General features: G+C 68.2%; 23 protein-coding genes. 12 read left to right on the forward strand and 11 right to left on the reverse strand.

Annotated features, from left to right (window positions below):
- The first annotated feature begins 47 nt into the window (after positions 1 to 47).
- Both tsaD and Q5H94_RS04365 read left to right on the forward strand, forming a co-directional pair.
- Complete coding sequence (gene tsaD / locus Q5H94_RS04360; RefSeq protein WP_304560169.1) at positions 48 to 1,085, forward strand: tRNA (adenosine(37)-N6)-threonylcarbamoyltransferase complex transferase subunit TsaD; 1,038 nt, start codon at positions 48 to 50, stop codon at positions 1,083 to 1,085.
- Positions 1,082 to 2,053: an NAD(P)H-dependent glycerol-3-phosphate dehydrogenase gene (locus Q5H94_RS04365; protein ID WP_304559992.1), complete on the forward strand. Its 972-nt coding sequence runs from the start codon at positions 1,082 to 1,084 to the stop codon at positions 2,051 to 2,053. The genes tsaD and Q5H94_RS04365 overlap by 4 nt, the downstream gene beginning before the upstream one ends.
- A 112-nt stretch (positions 2,054 to 2,165) precedes the next feature.
- Here Q5H94_RS04365 and Q5H94_RS04370 read toward each other — a convergent pair whose 3' ends face one another.
- Complete coding sequence (locus tag Q5H94_RS04370; RefSeq protein ID WP_304559993.1) at positions 2,166 to 2,324, reverse strand: DUF1674 domain-containing protein; 159 nt, start codon at positions 2,322 to 2,324, stop codon at positions 2,166 to 2,168.
- A gap of 62 nt (positions 2,325 to 2,386) precedes the next feature.
- On the opposite strand from Q5H94_RS04370, the gene Q5H94_RS04375 reads away from it, so the two are divergent.
- From Q5H94_RS04375 to purH, 4 genes are read left to right on the forward strand one after another with little or no spacing between them, the layout of a single operon-like run.
- Complete coding sequence (locus tag Q5H94_RS04375; RefSeq protein ID WP_304559994.1) at positions 2,387 to 3,664, forward strand: RsmB/NOP family class I SAM-dependent RNA methyltransferase; 1,278 nt, start codon at positions 2,387 to 2,389, stop codon at positions 3,662 to 3,664.
- 10 nt (positions 3,665 to 3,674) lie between these two features.
- Positions 3,675 to 4,337 (forward strand): ribulose-phosphate 3-epimerase, encoded by a 663-nt coding sequence (gene rpe / locus Q5H94_RS04380; RefSeq protein WP_304559995.1) that lies wholly within the window; start codon positions 3,675 to 3,677, stop codon positions 4,335 to 4,337.
- Positions 4,334 to 6,091 (forward strand): heparinase II/III family protein, encoded by a 1,758-nt coding sequence (locus tag Q5H94_RS04385; protein ID WP_304559996.1) that lies wholly within the window; start codon positions 4,334 to 4,336, stop codon positions 6,089 to 6,091. Before rpe ends, Q5H94_RS04385 begins: the two co-directional genes overlap by 4 nt.
- 48 nt (positions 6,092 to 6,139) lie before the next feature.
- Positions 6,140 to 7,705: a bifunctional phosphoribosylaminoimidazolecarboxamide formyltransferase/IMP cyclohydrolase gene (gene purH / locus Q5H94_RS04390; protein WP_304559997.1), complete on the forward strand. Its 1,566-nt coding sequence runs from the start codon at positions 6,140 to 6,142 to the stop codon at positions 7,703 to 7,705.
- Positions 7,706 to 7,808: 103 nt separating this feature from the next.
- Here the strand turns inward: purH and Q5H94_RS04395 are convergent, their stop codons facing one another.
- From Q5H94_RS04395 to Q5H94_RS04425, 7 genes are all read right to left on the reverse strand, one after another.
- Positions 7,809 to 9,311, reverse strand: coding sequence for a lipopolysaccharide biosynthesis protein (locus tag Q5H94_RS04395; RefSeq protein WP_304559998.1), 1,503 nt, complete (start codon positions 9,309 to 9,311; stop codon positions 7,809 to 7,811).
- Positions 9,312 to 9,322: 11 nt separating this feature from the next.
- On the reverse strand, positions 9,323 to 12,088 hold the full coding sequence (polA, locus tag Q5H94_RS04400) for a DNA polymerase I (protein WP_304559999.1): 2,766 nt from the start codon (positions 12,086 to 12,088) through the stop codon (positions 9,323 to 9,325).
- A 92-nt stretch (positions 12,089 to 12,180) separates the two neighbouring features.
- Positions 12,181 to 13,251 carry a serine hydrolase gene (locus Q5H94_RS04405; protein WP_304560000.1) on the reverse strand — a complete coding sequence of 357 codons (1,071 nt, stop codon included), beginning with the start codon at positions 13,249 to 13,251 and terminating at the stop codon, positions 12,181 to 12,183.
- Between the two features lie 193 nt (positions 13,252 to 13,444).
- On the reverse strand, positions 13,445 to 15,043 hold the full coding sequence (nadB, locus tag Q5H94_RS04410; protein WP_304560001.1) for an L-aspartate oxidase: 1,599 nt from the start codon (positions 15,041 to 15,043) through the stop codon (positions 13,445 to 13,447).
- 96 nt (positions 15,044 to 15,139) lie between these two features.
- Positions 15,140 to 15,415 (reverse strand): hypothetical protein, encoded by a 276-nt coding sequence (locus Q5H94_RS04415; RefSeq protein WP_304560002.1) that lies wholly within the window; start codon positions 15,413 to 15,415, stop codon positions 15,140 to 15,142.
- Positions 15,405 to 16,331 carry an ABC transporter ATP-binding protein gene (locus Q5H94_RS04420; protein ID WP_304560003.1) on the reverse strand — a complete coding sequence of 309 codons (927 nt, stop codon included), beginning with the start codon at positions 16,329 to 16,331 and terminating at the stop codon, positions 15,405 to 15,407. The genes Q5H94_RS04415 and Q5H94_RS04420 overlap by 11 nt, the downstream gene beginning before the upstream one ends.
- Positions 16,332 to 16,346: 15 nt before the next feature.
- Positions 16,347 to 17,306, reverse strand: a complete 960-nt coding sequence (locus Q5H94_RS04425; RefSeq protein WP_304560004.1) for a glycosyltransferase family 4 protein — start codon at positions 17,304 to 17,306, stop codon at positions 16,347 to 16,349.
- A gap of 100 nt (positions 17,307 to 17,406) precedes the next feature.
- Between Q5H94_RS04425 and Q5H94_RS04430 the strand changes: the two genes are divergently transcribed.
- Both Q5H94_RS04430 and tldD read left to right on the forward strand, forming a co-directional pair.
- Positions 17,407 to 17,640, forward strand: a complete 234-nt coding sequence (locus tag Q5H94_RS04430) for a zinc-finger domain-containing protein (protein WP_304560005.1) — start codon at positions 17,407 to 17,409, stop codon at positions 17,638 to 17,640.
- Positions 17,641 to 17,658: 18 nt separating this feature from the next.
- Positions 17,659 to 19,089, forward strand: a complete 1,431-nt coding sequence (gene tldD, locus Q5H94_RS04435) for a metalloprotease TldD (protein WP_304560006.1) — start codon at positions 17,659 to 17,661, stop codon at positions 19,087 to 19,089.
- Positions 19,090 to 19,193: 104 nt separating this feature from the next.
- Here the strand turns inward: tldD and Q5H94_RS04440 are convergent, their stop codons facing one another.
- On the reverse strand, positions 19,194 to 19,490 hold the full coding sequence (locus tag Q5H94_RS04440) for a CcdB family protein (protein ID WP_304560007.1): 297 nt from the start codon (positions 19,488 to 19,490) through the stop codon (positions 19,194 to 19,196).
- A complete protein-coding gene (locus tag Q5H94_RS04445) occupies positions 19,490 to 19,738 on the reverse strand; it encodes a type II toxin-antitoxin system CcdA family antitoxin (protein ID WP_304560008.1) in 249 nt (82 codons plus the stop codon). Before Q5H94_RS04445 ends, Q5H94_RS04440 begins: the two co-directional genes overlap by 1 nt.
- A 48-nt stretch (positions 19,739 to 19,786) precedes the next feature.
- On the opposite strand from Q5H94_RS04445, the gene Q5H94_RS04450 reads away from it, so the two are divergent.
- The 4 genes from Q5H94_RS04450 (at position 19,787) to Q5H94_RS04465 (ending at position 22,901) form a co-directional block, all read left to right on the forward strand.
- Positions 19,787 to 20,722 carry a DUF5996 family protein gene (locus Q5H94_RS04450; protein ID WP_304560009.1) on the forward strand — a complete coding sequence of 312 codons (936 nt, stop codon included), beginning with the start codon at positions 19,787 to 19,789 and terminating at the stop codon, positions 20,720 to 20,722.
- A complete protein-coding gene (locus tag Q5H94_RS04455) occupies positions 20,719 to 20,922 on the forward strand; it encodes a putative signal transducing protein (protein ID WP_304560010.1) in 204 nt (67 codons plus the stop codon). The genes Q5H94_RS04450 and Q5H94_RS04455 overlap by 4 nt, the downstream gene beginning before the upstream one ends.
- Positions 20,923 to 21,092: 170 nt before the next feature.
- Positions 21,093 to 21,431 (forward strand): P-II family nitrogen regulator, encoded by a 339-nt coding sequence (locus tag Q5H94_RS04460; protein WP_304560011.1) that lies wholly within the window; start codon positions 21,093 to 21,095, stop codon positions 21,429 to 21,431.
- A gap of 15 nt (positions 21,432 to 21,446) precedes the next feature.
- Positions 21,447 to 22,901, forward strand: coding sequence for an ammonium transporter (locus Q5H94_RS04465; RefSeq protein WP_304560012.1), 1,455 nt, complete (start codon positions 21,447 to 21,449; stop codon positions 22,899 to 22,901).
- A 361-nt stretch (positions 22,902 to 23,262) separates the two neighbouring features.
- On the opposite strand, the gene Q5H94_RS04470 is transcribed toward Q5H94_RS04465, so the two are convergent.
- Positions 23,263 to 23,886, reverse strand: a complete 624-nt coding sequence (locus Q5H94_RS04470; RefSeq protein ID WP_304560013.1) for a hypothetical protein — start codon at positions 23,884 to 23,886, stop codon at positions 23,263 to 23,265.
- Positions 23,887 to 23,942 lie beyond the last annotated feature (56 nt).

Here is a 23,942-nt window from a genome sequence, read left to right on the forward strand (position 1 = left end):
AAGCGGCCCCCTTCGACAAGCTCGGGGCGAATGACTAACTGGGGGTGATGAGTGCAAAAGTGATCCTCGGCCTCGAATCGAGCTGCGACGAGACCGCCGCCGCCGTCGTCACGTCGGACCGGCGCGTGCTCGCGCATCGGCTGGCGGGGCAGGAGGCGGCGCACCGGCCGTACGGCGGCGTCGTGCCCGAGATCGCGGCGCGCGCGCATGTCGAGGCGCTGATCCCGCTGGTCGAGGGCGCGCTGGCCGATGCCGGGCTGACGCTCGATCAGATCGATGCCGTTGCCGCGACGGCGGGGCCGGGGCTGATCGGCGGCGTGATGGTCGGGCTCGTCACGGGCAAGGCGCTGGCGCATGCCGCGGGCAAGCCGCTGGTGGCGGTCAATCACCTCGAGGGCCATGCGCTGAGCCCGCGCCTTTCCGATCCCGATCTCGATTTTCCCTATCTGCTGTTGCTGGTGTCGGGCGGGCATTGCCAGTTGCTGCTGGTCGAGGGCGTCGCGCGCTATCGCCGGCTCGCCACGACGATCGACGACGCCGCTGGCGAGGCGTTCGACAAGAGCGCCAAGGTGCTGGGCCTCGGCTTTCCGGGCGGCCCGGCGGTGGAGCGCGCCGCCGCGCTGGGGCGCGACGTGGTGCCGTTGCCGCGCCCGCTGAAGGGATCGGCCGAGCCGCATTTCTCCTTCGCGGGCCTCAAGAGCGCGGTGGTGCGCGCGCACGATTCGGGCCGGTGGAGCGTCGAGGATATCGCCGCCAGCTTCCAGGCGGCGGTGGTCGATTGCCTGATCGACCGTACTATCAGGGCGCTGGCGCATGCCGACGCGGCGACGGCGCTGGTCGTGGCGGGCGGGGTCGCGGCGAATCAGGCAGTGCGCGGCAGCCTGTCGGCGCTGGCGAGCGCCAACGGCCTGCGTTTCGTGGCGCCGCCGCTGTGGTTGTGTACTGACAATGCCGCAATGATCGGCTGGGCCGGGGCGGAGCGCTTCGCCGCCGGCCTCACCGATCCGCTCGACATGCCCGCCCGCCCGCGCTGGCCGCTCGACCCGGCGGCGGAAGCGGTGCGCGGGGCGGGGGTGAAGGCATGAACATCGGTGTGATCGGCGGCGGAGCGTGGGGCACCGCGCTGGCGCAGGTGCTGGCGAGCGGCGGGCATGACGTGACCCTGTGGGCGCTGGAGCCCGAGGTCGTCGCGGGCATCAACGCCGGCGAGAATGCGATTTACCTGCCCGGCGTGCCGCTATCGGGCTTTCGCGCGACCGGCGATCTCGCGCCGCTCGCCGGGGCGGAGGCGATCCTGGTGGTGACGCCGGCGCAGCATACGCGCGGCGTGCTGGCGAAGCTGCCGGCGACGCGCGCGCCGCTGCTGCTGTGTTCGAAGGGGATCGAGGCGGGCAGCCACAAATTGCTCAGCGAAGTCGCGGCAGAGGCGCAGCCCGGTGCGGCCGTCGGCGTGCTGTCGGGCCCGACCTTCGCCGCCGAGGTCGCGCGCGGGCTCCCGACGGCCGTCACCATCGCGATGGAGGATGCCGATGCGGCCGAGCGCATGGCCGAGGCGATCGCGCTGCCGAGTTTCCGCACCTATGCCTCGACCGACGTGATCGGCGCGGAGATCGGCGGGGCGGTGAAGAACGTGCTGGCGATCGCGTGCGGCGTCGTGGAGGGCGCGGGGCTCGGCCAGAATGCGCGCGCGGCGCTGATCGCGCGCGGCTTTGCCGAGATGACGCGCTTCGGGCTGGCGCGCGGCAGCCGGGCGGAGACGCTGGCCGGGCTGTCGGGGCTCGGCGATCTGGTGCTGACCTGCTCGTCCACCGCCTCGCGCAATTTCTCGCTGGGCGTCGGGCTGGGGCAGGGGCGCGCGGCGACGGAGCTGATGGCGGATCGCCGCACCGTTGCGGAAGGGGCGTTCACGGCACCGGTGCTGTGCGAGGCGGCAGAGGCGGCGGGGATCGACATGCCGGTCGCGCAGGGCGTGCGCGCGCTGCTGGAGGGGGCCGACGTGCGCGCCGTGATCGGCGAGCTGCTCGCCCGCCCGCTGACGCGCGAGCATGTTTGAAGACCTCGCCCCATGAGCGTCGCCCCGGCGGAGGCCGGGGACGTTGTGGTGTTGGGCGAACCGGGCAGACCCAAACGCAGCGGCCCCGGCCTTCGCCGGGGCGACGGGTCGGTCAGAAATCGACCGCAAGCCCCTTCAATTCCCAGTCGCCGTAGCGTGTCGGATCGAGGCCGAGCGGGTCTTTCGTTTCCTTGAGCGGCTCGGGTTTGGGCACCGGCGTGTTCTTGGAAAGATGCGCTGGCGGCTTCACATGCGGCGGTCGTCGGGTCATGGAGGCTATTCCTTCGCGGCTTGCACACCATTTCGGCCGCGCAACCCAAGAGTTCAAGCGTTTTGGCCAAACCTCCCACCACTCCCGACGCTCCCGGTGTCCCCGCCCGCCGTGCCGCGCTCAAGCTGCTGGATGCGGTGCTGCGCCAGGGTCTGCCGCTCGAAGCGGCGCTCGGCCGCGCGACGCAGGGGATCGAGCGCGCCGACGACCGCGCACTCGCCCATGCCATCGCGGCCGAGGCGCTGCGGCGGCTGCCCGATCTCGATGCGCTGATCGATTCGGCGACGCCGCGCGCGCTGCCGGAGGATGCCAAGGCGCGCTTCGCCCTGCGCATCGCTTTGGTGCAGGCGCTGTCGCTCGGCACGCCGCCGCATGCCGCCATCGCCACGGTGCTGCCGCTGGTCGACGGGGGGCCGCGCAAGCTGGTGCATGGCGTGTTCGGCGCGCTGTCGCGGCGCGGCGAACAACTGCCCGAGATCCCGACGCTGCCCGATGCCACCGCGCTGCGCTGGCATGCGGCCTGGGGCGACGATGTGATCGAGGCGGCGGAACACGCCATCGCCGCCCCGCCGCCGCTCGACCTGACGCTCGCCGACGTGGGCGCGACGGCGCGCTGGGCGGACGACCTCGGCGGCACCTCGCTGATGCCGGGCCATGTCCGGCTCGAGTCGGCGCACGTGCCCGAGCTACCGGGCTTCGAGGAGGGCGCGTGGTGGGTGCAGGATATCGCCGCCGCGCTGCCCGCACGCTTGCTGGGGAAGGGACCGGGCACCGCGCTCGATCTCTGCGCCGCGCCGGGCGGCAAGACGATGCAGCTCGCCCATGCCGGCTGGCAGGTGACGGCGATAGACGCTTCGGAGGCGCGGCTGGGGCGGCTGCGCGACAATATCGCGCGCACCCATGTGACTGCGCGCGTCATCACCGGCGACGTGCTGCACTGGACGCCGCAGGAACCCGCCGACGCGGTGCTGCTCGATGCGCCGTGCAGCGCCACCGGCATCTTCCGCCGCCACCCCGACGTGCTCCACCGTGTCCGCCCCTCGGTGATCGCGCAGATGGCGGCGACGCAGATGAAACTGCTCGCGCGCGCCGCCGGCTGGGTGAAGCCGGGCGGGCGGCTGGTCTATGCCACCTGTTCGCTGGAGCCGTCCGAAGGCGAGCGCCAGATCGAGGATTTCCTGAGCGGCCATCCCGATTTCGCGATCGAGCCGGTGCGGCAGGAAGAGCTCCCGTCCGGCATGGCGCCCGAGGAACGCGGCTGGGTGCGTGCGCTTCCGGGACAGATATCGCCGGGCGGCAATAACGGCTTCTTCATTGCGCGCCTCGTTCGTGCTGCCTAGAGAAACCAGGATGCAGAACCCCGTCCGTATTGCGCCCTCTATACTTTCCGCCGACTTCGCCAAACTTGGCGAGGAAGTGCGCGCGATCGACGCGGCGGGTGCGGACTGGATTCACGTCGATGTGATGGACGGGCATTTCGTGCCGAACATCACCATCGGGCCGATGGTGGTGAAGGCGATCCGTCCGCACACGACCAAGCCGCTCGACGTCCATCTGATGATCGCCCCGGTCGATGCCTATCTCGACCAGTTCGCCGAAGCGGGCGCGGACACGCTGTCGATCCATGTCGAGGCGGGGCCGCACACGCACCGCAGCCTCCAGCACATCCGCAAGCTCGGCAAGCGCGCGGGCGTGGTGCTGACCCCGCAAACGCCGGCCAAGGCGCTCGACTATCTGATCGAGGAGGTCGATCTGGTGCTCATCATGAGCGTCAATCCCGGCTTCGGCGGGCAGGGCTTCATCCCGAGCGCGCTCAGGAAGATCGAGGCGGTGCGCAAGATGATCGACAAGGGCGGCTACACCGTCGATCTCGAGGTCGACGGCGGCGTCGACCAGGCCAATGCCGCGACCGTGATCGCGGCGGGGGCCGATGCGCTGGTCGCGGGCACGGCCACCTTCAAGGGCGGGCCCGATGCCTATGCCGCCAACATCAAGGCGCTGAGGGGGGCGTGATCGATCGTTCGCCGGAACCGGAGACCGGCTCCGGGCTGGACGACGACCTCGACACGGTGGACGAGGGCAAGCGGCTCGTCCGCGTCGGCGGCGCAAGCGGATTGTCGCTTGCCGAGCGCCTGACCGAACGCTTTCATCGCCTGACGTGGCGCACGCCGATTCACGGCATGCGGTTGAAGGGGCGACATCCGTTGAAGCTGATCGCGGTTCCCGACGATCCGTTTCTGGGCGACGTGAAGCGCGGGCAGGCGCTGCTGTCCGGGCAGGTGACGTTTCGCGGCGAGACGCGCGCGGTCGCCGCGCTCAACTTTGCCAAGCCCGATTTCTCCGACGATTTCTCCGAATATCTGCACAGCTTCGGCTGGCTGCGCGATCTCTCCACCGTGGCGACGCGCGCGCAGGGCGTGCCGGTGGCGGAGGCGATCATGCGGCAATGGCTCGCGGTCCATGCCGACAAGGTGAGCGAACCGGCGTGGCGTGCGGACCTGTGGGGGCGGCGCATCCTGGCCTGGTCGGCGCACGCGCCGCTGATCCTGTCGTCGGCCGATCTCGTCTATCGCAGCAAGGTGCTCAACACCTTCGCGCGCGGTGCGCGGCATCTCGACCGCGGTGTGGACAAGCTGCCGCCGGGCGCACCGCGCGTCGCCGCCAATTGCGGCGTCGTCGCGGCGAGCATGCTGATATCGGGCAACGAGACGCGGCGTGGCGCGGCGGAAGCGGCCCTCGCGCGTGCGATCGCGACGTCGGTGTTCGAGGATGGCGGCGTGGTGTCGCGATCGCCGACCGCGCAGATCGACGTCATCATGCTGCTGACCGCGCTGCGCTGCGTCTACGACGTGCGCCGGTTCGACGCGCCGGAGATCATCGCCGATACGCTGGCGAAGATGGTGCCGGCGCTGCTCGGCGTGTGCATGGGCGACGGCGCACTGTCGAGCTGGCAGGGCGGCGGCCCGGTCTCCGCCGCGAGCGTGGCCGACGTGATCGCCGCGACGGGCGTGCGCACGCGGCCGCTGCGGCAGGCGCGCGAATGGGGCTATCAGCGGCTCGCCTCTGGCCAGTCGGTGCTGGTGATCGATGCCGCCCCGCCGCCGGTCGCGCGGCTCATCAAAGGAGGCTGCGCCTCGACTCTGGCGTTCGAATTTTCGGACGGGCCGCACCGCCTGATCGTCAATTGCGGGGGCGCGCGCGCGGGCATCGTGCAGATCCCGGCCGCGCTGTCGGAGGGGATGCGCACCACCGCCGCGCATTCGACCTTGGTGGTCGGGGACAGCAATTCGACCGCCGTCCACGCCGACGGCACGCTCGGGCGCGGTGTCGGCGAGGTCGAGCTGGCGCGGCAGGAGAGCGAGCAGGCCAGCCGTATCGAGGGCAGCCACGACGGCTATGCAAGGCGCTTCGGCTTCACGCACCACCGCCAGCTCATCCTGTCGGGCGACGGGCGCGAGCTGCGCGGCGAGGACATGCTGCTGCCCTCGCACCGCAGGCGGCGAATCGCGACGATGGGCTTCGTCATCCGCTTCCACCTCGGCCTAGGGGTAGAGGTCTCGCCGACCGCGGACGGCATGGCGGCGCTGCTGCGGCTGCCGGGTGCGCCGCTCTGGCAGTTCCGTGTGCGCGGCGGCACGCTGAGCGCCGAGGAGAGCGTGTGGATCGATGCCGAGGGGCGGCCGCAATCGACCAGCCAGCTCGTCGTCACGGGCGAATCGCCGGCGGGCGGCGCGAACATCAGCTGGGTCTTGAAGCGCGCGGTCTAAGCGGGCAGGGGCCCGCGTGCGTTCGCACGCAAACGAAAGACTCCGCCCATGACCCAGATCACCATCAAACGCGCCCTTATCTCCGTCTCCGACAAGACCGGGATCGTAGACCTCGCAACCGCGCTCGCCGCCAAGGGCGTCGATCTCGTCTCGACCGGCGGCACCGCCAAGGCGCTGCGCGACGCAGGGCTTGCGGTGCGCGACATTTCCGATCTCACCGGTTTTCCCGAGATGATGGACGGCCGCGTCAAGACGCTGCATCCGAAGGTCCACGGCGGGCTGCTCGCGGTGCGCGACGATCCCGCGCACGCCGCCTCGATGGCGGAACATGAGATCGGCGCAATCGACCTCGTCGTCGTCAATCTCTATCCGTTCGAGGCGACCGTCGCGAAGGGCGCTGAGCGCGACGAGGTGATCGAGAATATCGATATCGGCGGGCCGTCGATGGTGCGCTCTGCCGCGAAGAACCACGCTTTTGTCGCGATCGTCACCGATCCCGCCGACTACGCGCTGGTTTCGGGCGGCACGACGACGCTGGAGGACCGCAAGCGCTTCGCGATGAAGGCCTATCAGGCGACGGCGGCCTATGACGCGGCGATCGCCGGCTGGTTCGCGCATGTCGACCAGGGTGAGCGCTTCCCGGCGCGGGTCTCGGTGCCGATGATCAAGCAGGCGGAGCTGCGCTACGGCGAGAATCCGCACCAGATCGCGGCGCTCTACACCCAGCCCGGCGGTGGCGTGAACGGTGTCGCGCAGGCCGTGCAGGTGCAGGGCAAGGAGCTGTCGTACAACAATTACAACGACGCCGACGCCGCGCTCGAGCTGGTCAGCGAATTTCGCGACGGCCCGCCGACGGTGGTGATCGTCAAGCACGCCAACCCTTGCGGCGTGGCGACGGGCGAGACGCTGATCGAGGCTTATAAGGCCGCTTTCGCCTGCGACACGGTGTCGGCGTTCGGGGGCATCATCGCGGTGAACCGCCCGCTCGACGGGCCGACCGCAGAGGCGATCTCGGGCATCTTCACCGAAGTGGTGGCGGCGCCCGACGCGGACGACGCGGCGCGCGCGGTGTTCGCGAAGAAGAAGAATTTGCGCCTGCTGCTGACCAATGACCTGCCCGATCCCAAGCGCAAGGGCCGCGTGATGAAGTCGATCGCGGGCGGCTTCCTGATCCAGTCGCGCGACGATGCCTCGTCGCCGGAGCTGAAGGTGGTGACGAAGCGCGCGCCGACCGAAGAAGAACTGGCCGATTGCCGCTTCGCCTGGACGGTCGCCAAGCATGTGAAATCGAATGCCATCGTCTATGCCAAGGGCGGCAGCACGGCGGGCATCGGTGCGGGGCAGATGAACCGCCTCGAATCGGCGCGCATCGCCGCGTGGAAGGCGAAGGACGCCGCCGACAAGGCCGGCTGGGGCGCGCCGCGCACGATCGGCTCGGCGGTTGCGTCCGATGCGTTCTTCCCGTTCGCGGACGGGTTGCTGGCGGCGGTCGAGGCCGGTGCGACGGCGGTGATCCAGCCGGGCGGTTCGATCCGCGACGACGAGGTGATCGCGGCCGCCGACGCGGCCGGGCTGGCGATGGTGTTTACCGGGGTGAGGCACTTTAGGCATTGAGCCCCATCCGTTCGTGCTGAGCGAAGTCGAAGCACGTGAGCTGGGCGTATCGCCTGTGGCACGTGCTTCGACTTCGCTCAGCACGACCGGGGGAGAGTGAGGCTTACGCTGCAGCCACTTTCGGCGCGGGCGTCCGCCTGAGCAGCGCCTTGTCCTCGTCGTCGAAGGCGGTTTTCCACAGCACGAACAGATAGGTCGCGGCGATGACCGGCACGCCGATGATGAGCTGCGCCCATTCGAAGCGGTGCGGGAGCGAGGTGAAGATCGTCCCCACCGCGACCGCCGCCGCCGCCGCCGCCAGCAATTGCCAGCGCCAGCCGCGCGTCGGCGCGCCGAGCAGGCGGGCGAGCAGCTCCGACTTCACGATCGAGGACGCACCCATCGCCACCAGCAACGCGACCGCCGGCCCCGCCGCCTGCCAGTTGGGCGGCCAGTCGAGCGCGCGCATCAGCAGGATCAGGCCGAAGCTGAGCGCGATCTGGAACGCCAGTGCCCCGATCGAGATCATCAGGTTCACGTGTCGCGAGACGTAGACGAGCGCGCTTTCGCACACCGCCCCCGTCGAGGCGGCGACCTCCGCGAACAACAGGAACGCCATCGCCGCGGTGCCCGCGACGAATTGCGGGCCGACGACGCCCATCACCGCCTTGCCGGGGATCGATCCTACCAATGCGAGCCCCGCCTGCGCGGTGATGATCCAGAAACCGACCTGCCGCACCTGATGCGCCACCGCCGCCTTGTCGCCGATCGCGAGGCTGTGCGTGATGACCGGGCCGAGGATCGGATCGAAGCTGGTCTTGAGCTTGCCGGGCAGCGAGGCGACCTGCACCGCCATGTAGTAGATGCCGACCACGCGCGGTTCGAACAGATAGCCGAGGATCGCGCGATCGACGTTGCGCGTCGCCCATTCGATCGCATCGGCTCCCGCCAGCGGCACGTTGTAGCGCGCGAGATCCCACAACCGCCCCGGATGCGGCCGCCAGCCGACCGGCAGGCCGTAGCTGCGCACGAACGGCACCAGCGACGCGGCGAGCGCGACCATCATCGACAGCATGTACGACAGCACCAGCCCCTCGTGTTTCGTCACGAAGGAAAAGACGAAGGCGGCGATGCTGATCGTCCACGGCTCCAGCACGGCGCGTGCCGTCACCGCCGCGCGCAGGTTGCGGCGATAGGCGAGTGCCGCCAGGCTGATCTCGGTCCAGGCGGTGGTGAACACGACGAGCGGCAGATAGCGTTCGAGCGGGCCGACGCCGCCGCTGGGGAAGAGGATTTCGGGAAAGACGAACAGGATGACGGAGGCGATCGCCGAGGCTACGCCGGCGACCGTCATCGCATCCCACACGACATGCGCGTGCGGGCGGTCCTCCGCGCTCGACAGCGCCTGGGCGAGGCCGCGCTTGAGCCCGAGGGTGGCGAGCTGCGCCGCGAATTCCACCACCACGACGGCGAGCGCGAAGCGCCCGACGAGATCGGGCCCGTAGCTGCGCCCGGCGATGAACAGGAACGGCAGCCGCGCGGCGAGGCGCAGCAGGAAGCCGAGGATGTTGGTCCGCCCGCCCTTGGCAAGCGCGTTGATATCGTCGTCGGGCGCTGCTGCGGCCACGGGAATACTGCTCAATGCGCGGCGCCCCAGCTCGCGCCCGCGCCGATCTCGACGCCGAGCGGCACCGAGAGCGTGACGGCGGGTTCTGCGGCGGTCGCCATCACGCGCTCGATCACGGAGCTTGCCGCTTCGACGTCGCCTTCGGGCAGCTCGAACACCAGCTCGTCGTGTACCTGCAGCAGCATCCGCACGTCGGGCAGCCCGGCGTCGACGAGGGCCGGCGTCATGCGCACCATCGCGCGCTTGATGATGTCGGCCGACGTGCCCTGGATCGGCGCGTTGATGGCGGCGCGTTCCGCCCCCTGGCGCTCGTGCTGGACGGAGGATTTGAGGCGCGGGAAATGGCATTTCCGGCCGAACAGCGTCGTCGTGTAGCCGGTCTCGCGCGCCGCCGAGGTGGTGTTGGCGATATAGTTGCGGATGCCGGGGAAGCGCTCGAAATAGCGTTCGATCATCGCCTGCGCCTCGTCCGCGCTGACGTCGAGCCGGCCGGCGAGGCCCCAGCGCGAGATGCCGTAGAGGATCGCGAAGTTGATCGTCTTGGCGCGCCCGCGCGTGTCGCGGTTGACCTCGCCGAACAGCTCCTGCGCGGTCAGGCTGTGGATGTCGTCGCCGTTCGCGAACGCCTGCCGCAGCGCGGGCACGTCGGCCATGTGCGCCGCCAGGCGCAGTTCGATCTGCGAATAGTCGGCGGCGAGGATGACGTTGCCGGGTTCCGCCACGAAGGCGTCGCGGATCTGGCGGCCGATCTCGGTACGGATCGGGATGTTCTGCAGGTTCGGGTCGGTCGAGGAGAGGCGGCCGGTCTGCGCGCCCGTCAGGCTGTAGCTGGTGTGGACGCGGCCCGTCGCCGGGTTGATCTGCGCCTGCAGCGCGTCGGTATAGGTCGATTTCAGCTTCGAGAGCTGGCGCCAGTCGAGCACCTTTGCGGCGATGCCCGCGCCGGGCGAATCCTTGTCCGCCGCGATCCGCTCCAGCTCGTTGACGTCGGTGGAGTAGACGCCCGACTTGCCCTTACGCCCGCCCTTGATGCCCATCCGTTCGAACAGCACGTCGCCCAGTTGCTTGGGGCTGCCGATCGTGAAGGGACCGCCGGCGAGGCCGTGGATCTCGGTTTCGAGGCTGGCGATCTGGTGGGCGAATTCGGTCGAGAGACCGTTCAGCTTCTCGCGGTCGACCTTGATGCCGTGCCGCTCCATCTGCGCGATGACGGGCGCGAGCGGGCGATCGACCATCTCGTAGACGCGCGTGCCGCCCTCGGCGGCGAGGCGCGGCTTGAAGCGCCGCCACAGCCGCAGCGTCACATCGGCATCCTCGGCGGCGTATTTGGTTGCGGCGTCGAGGTCGATCTCGTTGAACTGACGCTGCGACTTGCCGGTGCCGACGACGTCCTTGAAGGCGATGCAACTGTGCGAGAGGTGCGTCGCGGCGAGCTCATCCATGCCGTGACCGTGCAGGCCCGCATCGAGATCGAAGCTCATCAGGATCGTGTCGTCGTGGGGTGTCACGTCCACCCCGAGCCGGCCCAGCACGATCATGTCGTATTTGAGGTTGTGCCCGATCTTGAGAACGGACGGATCCTCGAACAGCGGCTTGAGCTTGGCGAGCGCCACCTCCGTGCTCAACTGCACGGGCTTATCCGCGAAGAGACCTGTTCCGCCATGTGCCAGAGGTACGTAGCAGGCGAGATTCGGATGCAGCGCCATGCTGATCCCGACCAGCTCGGCGCGGGTGGCGTCGACGCCGGTCGTCTCGGTATCGATCGCGACCCAGCCCTGATGGCGCGCGACGGTGATCCAGCGGTCGAGCGCGGCCTCGTCCACGACCGTCTCGTATTTGTCGTGTTCGCAGGGCGGGTCTTCCTCCTGCGGGATCGCGGTCGGCGGGGCCTGATGCGAAACCGGCGCGTCGGCGACCTGGCTGAGCCGCGCGAGCAGCGACTTGAAGCCGTGATGTTCGAGGAAGGCGCGCAGCGGCGGTTCGGGCAGGCCCTTGAGCTCGAGATCCTCGAGCGGCTCGGGCAGCGGCGCGTCGCATTTCAGCGTGACGAGCACTTTCGAAAGGCGCGCATTCTCCGCCTGTTCGATGAGGTTGTCGCGCAGCTTGCCCGCCTTCATCGCGGGGGCGGCAGCGAGGACGCCTTCGAGATCGCCATGTTCGAGGATCAGCTTGGAGGCGGTCTTGGGCCCGACGCCCGTCACGCCCGGCACGTTGTCCACGCTGTCGCCCATCAGCGCCAGCACGTCGCCGAGCTTGTCGGGGCCGACGCCGAACTTCTCGACGACGTAATCCGGGCCGAGCCGGCGGTTGTTCATCGTATCGTACATATCGACCGACGGATCGGTCATCAGCTGCATCAGATCCTTGTCGGAGCTGACGATCGTCACCGACCAGCCCTGCGCGAGCGCGGCCTTGGTATAGCAGGCGATGATGTCGTCGGCCTCCAGCCCCTCCTCCTCGATGCACGGCAGCGAGAAGGCGCGCGTGGCATCGCGGATCATCGGGAACTGGGGTACGAGATCCTCGGGCGGCGGCGGGCGGTGCGCCTTGTACTGATCGTAGAGATCGTTGCGGAAGGTGTGGCTCGACTTGTCGAGAATGACGGCCATGTGCGTCGGCCCGTCCGCCTTGTGCAGCTCGTCGGCGAGCCGCCACAGCATCGTCGTATAGCCGTAGACCGCGCCGACGGGCTCACCATGCACGTTGGTGAGCGGCGGGAGGCGGTGGTAGGCGCGGAAGATATAGCCCGAGCCGTCGACGAGATAGAGATGAGGCATTGTGCGCGGGGAGATAGCAGCGAAGCGGGCAAGGCCCAAGGGGATGTTGGGCAGGCGGGTAAGGCTATCCTCTTTCCGTCACACCGGTGTGTTCAATACGGCTTGTGGTTCGCGACGACGCTGGCGACGACCTGCTGCATCAGCATCTGGCGCTCGGCGGGGGGACGCGGGGTGTCGCCGATCATCACGGCGATGGCATAGCCGTGGCCGTTGGGCGCGGTCAGCACGCCGACGTCATTGAAGCCCGCCGTGCGGCGGCCGAGATCCTGCCCCGTCCCGGTCTTGTGCCCGAAGGTCCAGCCCGCCGGGATCGCCGCGCGCATGCGGTAGCGGCCCGTCTTGGACGATTCCATCGTGTCGATCAGATAATGCGTCGAATCGTCCGACAGCAACTGGCCCTTCTTGAGCCGGGCGAGCGCGTCGGCGATCGCCACCGGGGCGGCGCCGTCGATCGGGTCCGCCACATAGCTTTCGAATGCCGCCAGCCGCGCCGATTGCGGCAGGCGCGCACGCGCGAGGGTGAAGGCGTTGCCGAAGGCATATTCCGACCGCCACGCGAGACCGGCGGTCTGGCTCTGCAACAGCCGCTCGCCGGGGCCGAAGCGGATGTTGCCGAGCTGCTTGCGGGCGATGAAGCTGCGCACCGCCGCCGGACCGCCGACATAGCGCAGCAGGCGATCGTTGCAGGTGTTGTCGCTCATCGTCAGCGCGCGCTGGAGCAGCTCGCCGACCGTCGTCTTGTATTCGCCGTTCTTGAGCAGATAGGCGATCGGCTGGTGGAAGACGGTGAGATCGGCCTTGGTGATGGTGATCGGATCGTCGAGCCGCAGCCGCCCGGCGTCGCGCGCGTCGAGCACGGTCATCGCCACCCACAATTTGCTGACGCTCTGCTGCGGCAAACGGACGTCGCCGCCCTCGCTGATCGTCCAGCCGGCATCGATGCTGCGCACGGCGATGCCGACGCGGCCGTCGAAATTCTTCGCCAGCGTGTCGATCGCGCGGGTGAGGCCGACGGGCGCCTGCACCGGGCGCGGCGTCGATTGCGGCACCGGCAGGACGAGCTGATAGGGGTTGCGCTGATAGGGAGCGGGGCGCGGCGCGCCATAGGCGGCATGATCGAGCCGGGTATCATGGACGCAGGCGCAAAGCGCTGCGGTCAGCAACAATCCGGCGCCAAGTCTCGAAACGCTAACGACCAAATTCGCGATCACTTTTTTCTGCTCCTGCATGCCCCTGCAGGAAGCCAGAAAAATGCTGAATAAAGTGTGACTTGGCAATATCGTAGAACCCGCAACCGGCGCGCCTGTGGGACGAGCCGGGGGATATCGGCGATGAGACGGTATTTCATAGGCGAAATCAGGGAACCAAAACCGTGTCGATCGCCTCCGGCAGCATGTCCGGGTAATCGAGCGTGTAGTGCAAGCCCCTGGATTCCTTGCGGTGGAGCGCCGAGCGGACGATCAGTTCCGCGGTCTGGAGGAGGTTGCGGAGTTCGATCAGATCGGGCGTGACGCGGAAATGGCCGTAGTAGTCGCCGACCTCCTCGTTCATCATCTTGATGCGGTGCTGCGCACGTTCTAGCCGCTTGGTAGTGCGCACGATACCGACATAGTTCCACATGAAGCGCCGGATCTCGGTCCAGTTCTGCTTGATGACGACCTCTTCGTCGGAGTCCGTCACGCGGCTCTCGTCCCACGGGCGGATGACGGGGACGGGGGGCAGATCGTCCCAATGTTCCGCGATGTGGCGCGCGCACGCCTCGCCGAACACGAAACATTCGAGCAGCGAGTTGGAGGCGAGGCGGTTGGCGCCGTGCAGCCCGCTCTCGGTACATTCGCCCGCCGCGTAGAGCCCGGGCAGATCGGTGCGCCCGTCGAGATCGACGATGACGCCGCCGCAGGTGTAATGCTGCGCGGGCACGACAGGGATCGGCTGCGTCGTCATGTCGATGCCGAGGCCGCTGAGCTTTTCCTGGATGTTGGGGAAATGCTCGTGGATGAACGCCGGGCCCATGTGGCTGATGTCGAGATGGACGTAATCGAGGCCGAGCCGCTTGATCTCATGGTCGATCGCGCGGGCGACGATATCGCGCGGGGCAAGCTCCGCGCGGGGATCGAAATCGGGCATGAAGCGGTAGCCCGTATCGGGGAGCAGCAGGTGCCCGCCCTCGCCGCGCACGGCCTCGGTGATGAGGAAGTTCTTGACGTCGAGATTGTAGAGGCAGGTCGGGTGGAACTGCATCATCTCCATGTTGGAGACGCGCGCGCCTGCCCGCCACGCCATCGCGATGCCGTCGCCGGTGGCGCCGCGCGGGGCGGTGGAGAACAGATAGGTGCGGCCCGCACCGCCCGTCGCGAGGATCGTCGCGCGCGCGGTGAACAGCTCGACGCGGCCGGTCTGGCGGTTGACGGCATAGACGCCCCAGACATGGCCCGATCCCGAATAGCGCTGCTCGTGCTTGCCGGTGGCGAGGTCAATCGCGACCATATCGGGGACGAGGCGGATGTTGGGATGCGCCTCGGCCGCGTTCTGCAGCGCGACCTGTACGGCCCAGCCGGTGGCGTCAGCGACGTGCGCGATGCGGCGGTGCGAATGGCCGCCCTCGCGCGTCAGGTGGAGCGCGCCAGCGCCACCCTCGCCTTCGTGATTGAAAGGCACGCCGAGCTCCTCCAGCCGGGCGATGGCGGCGGGCGCGTTCTCGACGACGAACTCGACGGTGGCGCGGTCGTTGAGGCCCGCGCCGGCGATCATCGTATCCTCGATATGGCTCTCGAACGTGTCGCCGGGCTCCAGCACCGCGGCGATCCCGCCCTGCGCCCAGGCGGTCGAACCCTCGTTGAGCCCGCCCTTGGCGAGTACCGTCACCCGGAACTGATCGGCGAGGTTGAGCGCGGCGGTGAGCCCGGCCGCGCCCGAGCCGATGATGAGGATGTCGCTGCTGTGCGGATCGTGCAAGCCGATCTCTCCGTGGTCGCGAGCGTCGTCGAGACCGTCTCTCCGTATCGCCGTTGACGCAGGGACTACGCCCGAACGGCGGGCGATATCAACTCGCTACACGCGCCGCTGGATGACGATGCCGCCGAAGCGCGCCTCGTCGGCGTGGCAGAGGACGCCGTCGACGTAGCAATCGTGGCTGCCGTAGGGCGTGCCATTGTCGGCATAGCGCGCCTCGTACCCGCCGCTCATGTCGGTGTTGAAGAAGGTGAGCGGACGCCCGTCGGAGCTTTTCGCGCGGACGGCGCAGGTCTGGCACAGGTAGTTGGGATAGCGCGGATTGGGCCGGACGGCCGTCCCGCAGATCGGGCAATGCTGGATCTCAGGCAGCATTCGCCGCGCGGGTGAGGTTGAGGAACACGTCCTCGAGATCGGCCTCGCGCGTGCTGACATCGACGATGCCGAGGCCCGCCGCCTGCACCGCCGCCAGCACCTCGCCGGCGTTGACCTGATCCTTGCGGTAGGTGATTTCCAGCGTGCGGCCGGCCTTCAGCTCGATCTTTTGAAAAGCGGGCGATTGCGGGGCTACGGCGAGATCGCGGTCGACCGTGACTGCGACGAGTTTCTCCTGCGCCATGCCGACGAGGTCGCGCGTCGGCTGGTTGGCGATCACCTTGCCGTGATTGATGATGGCGATACGGTCGCAGAGCTGCTCGGCTTCCTCGAGGTAATGCGTGGTCAGCACCACCGTCACGCCCTGCTCGTTGAGCGAGCGGACATAGGCCCAGAGCTGCTGGCGAAGCTCGATATCGACGCCCGCGGTCGGTTCGTCGAGCACCAGCACCGGCGGCGAATGGACCATCGCCTTCGCCACCATCAGACGCCGCTTCATGCCGCCCGACAGCGTGCGGGCATAGGCATTGGCCTTGTCCTCCAGATGTACCGCGCGCAGCAGCTCCATCGAGCGGCGCCGGCCCTTGGGGATGCCGTAGAGCCCGGCGAAGATCTCCAGCGTCTCGAACGGCGAGAAGAAGGGATCGAACAGGATCTCCTGGTTGACGATGCCGATCGACGCCTTGGCGTTGCGCGGGTGCTGATCGATGTCGAAGCCCCAGACGGTGGCGGTGCCGCTGGTCTTGTTGACGAGGCCCGCCAGAATGTTGATCAGCGTCGACTTGCCCGCGCCGTTGGGGCCGAGCAGCCCGAAGATTTGCCCGCGCGGCACGTCGAACGTGACGCTGTCGAGCGCGCGCTTGCCGCCCTGATAGGTCTTGCAGAGATCGGTGATGGCGATGGCGGCTTCGGTCATGCGGCGAGGGATAGCCTAGGCGGCGGCCTCGATCCAGCGCTGCGCCAGCCAGTCGACCGAATGGCCCGGCGGCGTCGCATCGGCGAAGCCTTGCAGCAGCGCCGGATCGTCGAGGCAGCGGCGGATCGCGGCGGCGATGGCGTCGCCGGTCACGTCGGGCAGGACGATGCCGTCGATGCCGTCGCGCACCACGTCGCCGCAATGGGCTGAGGCGATGATCGGCAGCCGCCACGCCTGCGCTTCGAGCTGGGTGAGCCCGAAGCCGTCCGAAAAGGTCGGGAACAGGAAGACGTCGGCGTCGCGGTAGAGCGCGGGCGTCGCGCTGTGCGGCACGCCGCCGGGCAGGCGCACCGCCGGGTTGGCGGCGATGTCGGCGGGGATGGGGATCGCCGGGTGGCCGACGATGTCGAAGGTTACGGGCAGGCCCTCGAGCGCGCGGATCGCATCGAACAGCGGCATCAGCCCCTTGCGCGAGATCAACTGGCCGAGGAACAACGCGCGTAAGGGGCGGGTGGCATCGAAGTGCTGCGGGTATCGGCGCGACACAGCCTCCGCCGGCTTTTCGTAGACGAGCGGAACGACGCGCAGCTTCTCCGCCGGGATGCCTTCCTCCAGCAGCAGCGTGCGCGACCATTCGGAATTGACGACGATACGGTCCGCCAGCGCGCATTCGCGGCGCCAGCGCTCCCATGTCTCGGGTGAGCGCAGCGGCGCGGCGGGGTCGAACCCGGCGACCAGCCGCTCCTCGCCGGGGCCGGGATCGATCTGGCACAGCACTGTCCTCCAGCCGCGCGTCCTGGCGTAGGCGAGCAACCCCTCGGCGGCATAGCTGTAGGCGGCGAGCACGCGCGGCTGGTCGCCGGGGACACGCTTCAGCCGCGCGACGCAGCTTTGCTGGAACAGCGCGTCGCGCGCCACGATCCGCCGCCGCCCGTCCCACCGGCCGATCCGCATCCGCGCCTCCAGCGCCAGCATCGACAGGCCGGGTGTCCATACATCGGCATCGTCTTTTCGCCTTCAAATCCCGTGCCGCTGAGGCTTGCCCGCTTAACGCTGCCCCCTTATGAAGTCGACCATGCTGCCACCGCCCGAAACCCTGCGCGTCCACTCCCCCCGCGTCGCCTGCGACGGCGCGAGCGACATTCCCGGCGGCGCCGCGCTCGGCCATCCGCGCGTGTGGCTGCAGATCGACGAAGAGGGATATGTCGATTGCGGCTATTGCGACCGCCGCTTCGTGCTGATCGGCGGCGTCGCCGATCATGCGGATCAGGCGAGCCTCCCGGATCATGCGGCTGGCGCGAGCGCCTAACCTGCCTATATTGCCGGGATGAACAGTCCCGCAGATCCCCGCGCCTTCCTCTATCACGACGGCGCGCTGTCGCCCGATGAGGCGCAGCGCCTCACCGCCTCGGCGCTTTCAAAGGCCGATGACGGCGAGCTCTACCTGCAATATCGTAAGTCCGAGGCGTTCGGCTTCGACGACGGGCGGCTGAAGACCGCGAGTTACGACACGCATTCGGGCTTCGGCTTGCGCGCCGTGTCGGGGGAGACGACTGCCTTCGCGCATGCCAACGAACTGAGCGGCGCGGCGATCAACCGCGCGGCGGAGACAATGGCGCTGATCGACCCCGCGACCGGGCCCAAGGCCGCGCCGCCGCGCGCCACCAACCGCCATCTCTACACGGCATCCGATCCGCTCGATCTCGTGCCCTTCGCCGACAAGGTGAATTTGTGCCAGACGATCGACGCCGCCGCGCGCGCGCGCGATCCGCGCGTGTCGCAGGTGTCGGTCTCCTTGATGGGAAGCTGGCAGGTGGTCGAGATCGTCCGCCCCGACGGCTTCATCGCCACCGACGTGCGGCCGCTGGTGCGGCTCAACGTCTCGATCGTGGTTGAACAGAACGGGCGGCGCGAGACCGGCAATCACGGTCTGGGCGGACGCTATCTCTATGCCGACCTGTTCGAGCCGGCGACGTGGAACCGCGCGATCGACATGGCGCTTTCGCAGGCTCTGGTGAATCTCGATTCCGTTGCGGCACCAGCGGGCGAGATGACGGTGCTGCTCGGACCCGGCTGGCCCGGCATCCTGCTGCACGAGGCGATCGGGCACGGTCTCGAAGGTGATTTCAACCGCAAGGGCACCTCGGCCTTCTCCGGGCGGATCGGCGAGCGCGTCGCGGCGCAGGGCGTGACCGTGGTCGACGATGGCTCGATCATGGACCGGCGCGGCTCGCTGTCGATCGACGACGAAGGCACGCCGACGCAGGAGAACGTGCTGATCGAGGACGGCATCCTCAAGGGCTATATCCAGGATCGCCTCAACGCGCGGCTGATGGGCGTGGAACCGACCGGCAATGGCCGCCGCGAAAGCTTCGCCCATGCGCCGATGCCGCGCATGACCAACACTTTCATGCGCGGCGGGAGCGACGATCCGGCCGAGCTGCTGAGCCGCGTCAAGAGCGGGATCTTCGCCAAGAGTTTCGGCGGCGGGCAGGTCGATATCGTCTCGGGCAAGTTCGTGTTCAGCTGCACCGAGGCGTACAAGATCGAGAACGGCAGGCTCGGCGCCCCGATCAAGGGCGCGACGCTGATCGGCGACGGGCCGTCGTGCCTCACGCATGTGAAAGGCATCGGCAACGACTTCGCGCTCGACGAGGGTGTCGGCATGTGCGGCAAGGGCGGGCAGAGTGTGCCGGCGGGCGTGGGGCAACCGACGCTGCTGGTCGAAGGGCTGACGGTGGGCGGGACGGCGGTCTAGCTTCGTGCAGCGGATTAGCGTGGCTAGTCCGCGTCTCGGCACGAAGCGCGGCCGGCCTCGCGCAGCGAGGTCCGACGGCGTGGCTTCGCCACGCCGCGCCGCGATCAGATGCCGGAAACCAGCATGTCGAGCGCGGCCTTGATTTCATATTCCTGCGCGATGAGCGATCCGACGCGACGACCCAATGCGCGCGCCGGGATTGCACCTGCCAGTTCGGTGACCATCATCATGGTGATGCCTTCGACAACGAAATGAGGATGGAACCGGCCGATAGCTTGTCGTCCATCCGAGGCCGTCGAAAGCGGCACCGTGAAACGGGATTCGAGGTGCGACAGCAGATCCGACTGGCAGTCGATCAGATATTGTCCCGATCTAACCTCATACACATCGAACTGCGCCATTACCAAAGGCGCAGGTCGGCGTAGGGAATCCCATTCTCCTCGACCCAGCGGTTGTTCGCCTCGATCGCGTCGCGGTTTTCCTCCTGCCAGCGCCGCCAGCGTTCCTCCTTCACCGCTTTCGCGAGCGCGGCTTCGCTGGTGCGCGACAGGCTGATGCCGTATTCGCGCGCCTCCGCCACCACCGCTTCGTCGAGCGACAGGTTGACGGAGCGGCGGCGCTTGGCGGGCGGTTGCGATCGCGCGTTCATGCGCATAAAGTATGCGCACACGACATGCGGGTCAACGAAAGCGAAGCGATGAGCAACACCTGGCCCGCGCTCGAATGGTCTGCCTGGCGTGAGACCGCGATCGCGCTGCAGCTCCGCACGCAGATCATCGGCAAGGTGCGGCTCGCGCTCACGCCGTGGCTCAATCACAGCTGGCATGTGCCGCTCTACGTTTCGGCGCGCGGGCTGACGACGTCGGCGATTCCGGTCGGCGACCGCATCCTCGAGATCGAGTTCGATTTCCTGCACGACCGGCTGGTGATGACGACGAGCGACGGGCGCAGCCGCGGCATGGAGCTCGGCCCCGGCAGCATCGCGGACTTCCACCGCACCGTCCGCGTGATGCTCGACGATCTCGGTGTTCCCTCGGCGTTCGATGGCGCGCCCAGCGAGATCGCCGACGCCTTGCCCTTTGCAGAGGACGACCGCTGGCGCGGCTATGACAACGAGGCGGTCTTTGCCTTCTGGCAGGTGCTGATCCGCGTCGCGCGCGTGTTCGGGCAATTCCGCACCGGCTTCCTCGGCAAGGCGAGCCCCGTGCATTTCTTCTGGGGCAGCTTCGATCTTGCCGCGACGCGCTTTTCCGGCCGGGTCGCGCCGCGCCATCCCGGCGGCATCCCCGCGCTGCCCGACGACGTGACGTGCGAGGCGTACAGCCACGAGGAGGCGAGCATCGGCTTCTGGCCGGGCAGCGACGCCTATCCGCAGGCCGCCTTCTACGCCTATGCCTATCCCTCGCCGGAGGGCTATGCCGGAGCGAAGGTCGCGCCCGAGGAAGCGGCCTGGGACACGGCGCTCGGCGAGTTCATCCTGCCCTATGCGGCGGTGCGCGCGGCTAGGGATCCCGATGCGGCGATCCTCGCCTTCTGCCAGTCGACCTATGATGCCGCCGCCGATCTCGCGAAATGGGACCGCGACAAGCTCGAATGTCCGCTCGGCCGCCCGCGCGTGGTGCGGGTGGTATGAGTCTGGTCGAGATCGGCCGCTTCAACCGCAACGAGGCGCATATCCTGATCGGCCGGCTCGAGTCCGAAGGCATCCCGGCGGTCGCGCTCGACGCCAATTCCAGCATCGCCGACGGCAGCTATCTCTTCATCCCGGTGCGCGTGATGGTGGATGAGGACGATGCGGACATCGCGCGCAGGATCGTCGCCGCCGCTGCCTGACTATCCCGCCCGAATGCGCTGCCCGAATTTTGGGCAGAGCTTCGCAACTGCACAAATTTTTACACATCTGTAACTTTTGCGGACGCGATTCCGCGCGTTTTCGCGCCATTTCGACTCTGGCACGGGGATTGCTGACTGCTCCCCGGGACAAAACGAAAAGGGGGCGTCGAGTGAAGCTCGTTATTGCCATCATCAAACCGTTCAAGCTCGACGAGGTGCGCGAAGCCCTCACCGAGATCGGGGTCGCGGGCATGACCGTGACGGAAGTGAAGGGTTTCGGCCGCCAGAAGGGCCAGACCGAAATCTATCGCGGTGCCGAATACAGCACCAACATGGTGCCGAAGATCAAGATCGAGATCGTCTGCGCGGCCGACCTCGCCGCCAAGGTGGTCGAGGCGATCCAGGCCGCCGCCAACACCGGCGCGATCGGCGACGGCAAGATCTTCACGCTCGACGTTGGTCAGGCCGTGCGCATCCGCACCGGCGAGACCGACGAAACCGCGCTCTAAGGGAAGGGGGAAACAGTGAAGCTTTCGACCAAGATTCTGGCCGGGCTGGGAGCGATCGGCGTTGCCGCGACGCTTAGCCACCCCGCTTTCGCGCAGGCGGCCGCCGCCGCTCCGTCTCCGATTCCCGAGGCGACGATCGACAAGGGCGACACCGCCTGGATGCTCGTTGCCTCGCTGCTCGTGCTGATGATGTCGGTGCCGGGCCTCGCGCTGTTCTACGGCGGCCTCGTCCGCACCAAGAACATGCTGAGCATCCTCACGCAGGTGCTGATGATCGTCTGCATGGCATCGGTGATCTGGGTCACCTGGGGCTATTCGGAAGCCTTCACCGAGGGCAATGCCTTCGTCGGCAACCCGCTGACCAAGCTGTTCCTGCAGGGCGTCGATGCCAACAGCAAGGCGGCGACCTTCTCGAACGGCGTATATCTCCCCGAATACGTCTTCATCGTCTTCCAGATGACCTTCGCCTGCATCACGCCGGCGCTGTTCGTCGGATCGGTGGCGGAGCGCGTGAAGTTCTCGCCGCTGATGCTGTTCACCGCGCTCTGGCTGACGCTCATCTATTTCCCGATGGCGCACATGGTCTGGTATTGGGACGGCCCTGACGCGATCGCGACCGCCGCGCTTGCCGGTGAAGCCGCGCTCAAGACTGCCAACGACCACTCCGGCTATCTGTTCGGCATCGGCGCGCTCGACTTCGCGGGCGGCACCGTCGTCCACATCAACGCCGGTATCGCCGGCCTGGTGATGTGCCTCCTGCTCGGCAAGCGTTCGGGCTATCCGAAGGAGCCGATGCCGCCGCACTCGCTGACCATGACCATGATCGGCGCGAGCCTGCTGTGGGTGGGCTGGTTCGGCTTCAACGCCGGTTCCAACCTCGAATCGAACGGCGTCACCGCCGTCGCCTTCATCAACACCTTCGTCGCCACCGCCGCCGCCGGTCTCTCCTGGCTGCTCGTCGAGCAGGTCGTGCGCGGCAAGCCGTCGCTGCTCGGTGCTGCATCGGGTGTGGTCGCCGGCCTCGTCGCCGTCACCCCGGCGGCCGGTTTCGCCGGGCCGATGGGCTCGGTGGTGCTCGGCCTGATCGTGTCGCCGATCTGCTTCTTCTTCGTCAGCGTGGTGAAGTCGAAGTTCAAGTACGACGACTCGCTCGACGTGTTCGGCGTACACTGCATCGGCGGCATCACCGGCGCGATCGCGACCGGTATCCTCGACGCACCGTACCTCGGCGGCCAGGGCATCGCGGACTATGCCGCGAAGCCCGGCACGATGCAGGCGGGTGCGTACGACATGCTGGCGCAGGTCGGGCACCAGGCCTGGGGCGTCGGCCTGACGCTGCTGCTCTCGGGCATCGGTTCGGCGGTTCTCTTCATCATCATCGACAAGACCTGGGGCATGCGTGTCACCGAGGAAGTCGAACAGGAAGGCCTCGACATCGCCGAGCACGGCGAGCGCGCCTACCACTATTGACCAGATCGGGGCCGGCCTGACGGTCGGCCCCCCAATTCGTTCCTCCTGCGGACGACCTAAGGCCGGTGCGGCAACGCACCGGCCCTTTTTTTGTCGGGCGCAGGCGCGCAAGCGCCGGGCAGCGCCCGACCGGACGGCGGGTCGGCGCGAAGCTCCGAACCCGGCCGACGGCTTTGCCGGCGGCGAACCAAGGCAGGCGCTCAGGAGAGCTTTTGCCGGCTGCCACGCTGAGGCAAGCGCTCGGGTAGAACTTTGTTAGCCAGCGAAGGCGAATGTCCCGTGCGTGACGGCCCACCCCCGCCCCTCCCTTCCAGGGAGGGGAGCCACCTTTCACTATGCCTTTCAGCTTTCTGGGCTCGCTCTACAATTTCCCGAACTGCGCCTCGTAGCCCGCCCGGTCGCCCGCGCTCAGCAGCTTGGCCTGTTCGATCCAGCGATCGCGCGCCATGCGGCCCTGGAACGCGCCGAGCCGCGCGTCGAGCGCGGCGGCATCTTCCGGGGTGAGGGCGGCGATCTGGGCGATGTGGGTGTAGCCGAGCTCGGCGAGCGTCGCGGCGAGTTTGGGGCCCAGGCCTTTCAACTGCGTGAGGTCGCTTGGCGCATCGGCAATGGGAGCGGGGGCAGGCGCGGCGGGCTCGCGAAGCGATTCCTGCACGGGCGGTGCTGGCGTTTCCGCGGCTGGGGCCTCCCGCGACACTTCGGCCGGCTGCGGCGTTTCCTCGCCCGCGATTTTCAAAGACCCGCCGTCGGGCTGGTTGGGATCGGCCTCCTGCGCGGGCACGGTCGCACCGGCCTCCTCGGCGATGCGGCGGTCCTCTTCGACCTGCTGCTCGGCTTCGCGGCGGCGGCGGCGCTGGACCCCGCCGTACCAGATCATCAGCACCGCCGCGGCGGCGAGCGCGACCATCAGGATGACGTGGATGATCGTGATCGGCCCGACGATGGACTGGGCGAAATCGTGATTGGTGGTGGTCGTGCTGTCCATGCGTCATGCTCCGTGGCGGGTCGGCGCGCTCTTAACGCACGACCCGCCCAAAACAC

Origin of the sequence: Sphingomonas immobilis, from assembly GCF_030580995.1 — a bacterium.
Classification (GTDB): domain Bacteria; phylum Pseudomonadota; class Alphaproteobacteria; order Sphingomonadales; family Sphingomonadaceae; genus Sphingomonas; species Sphingomonas immobilis.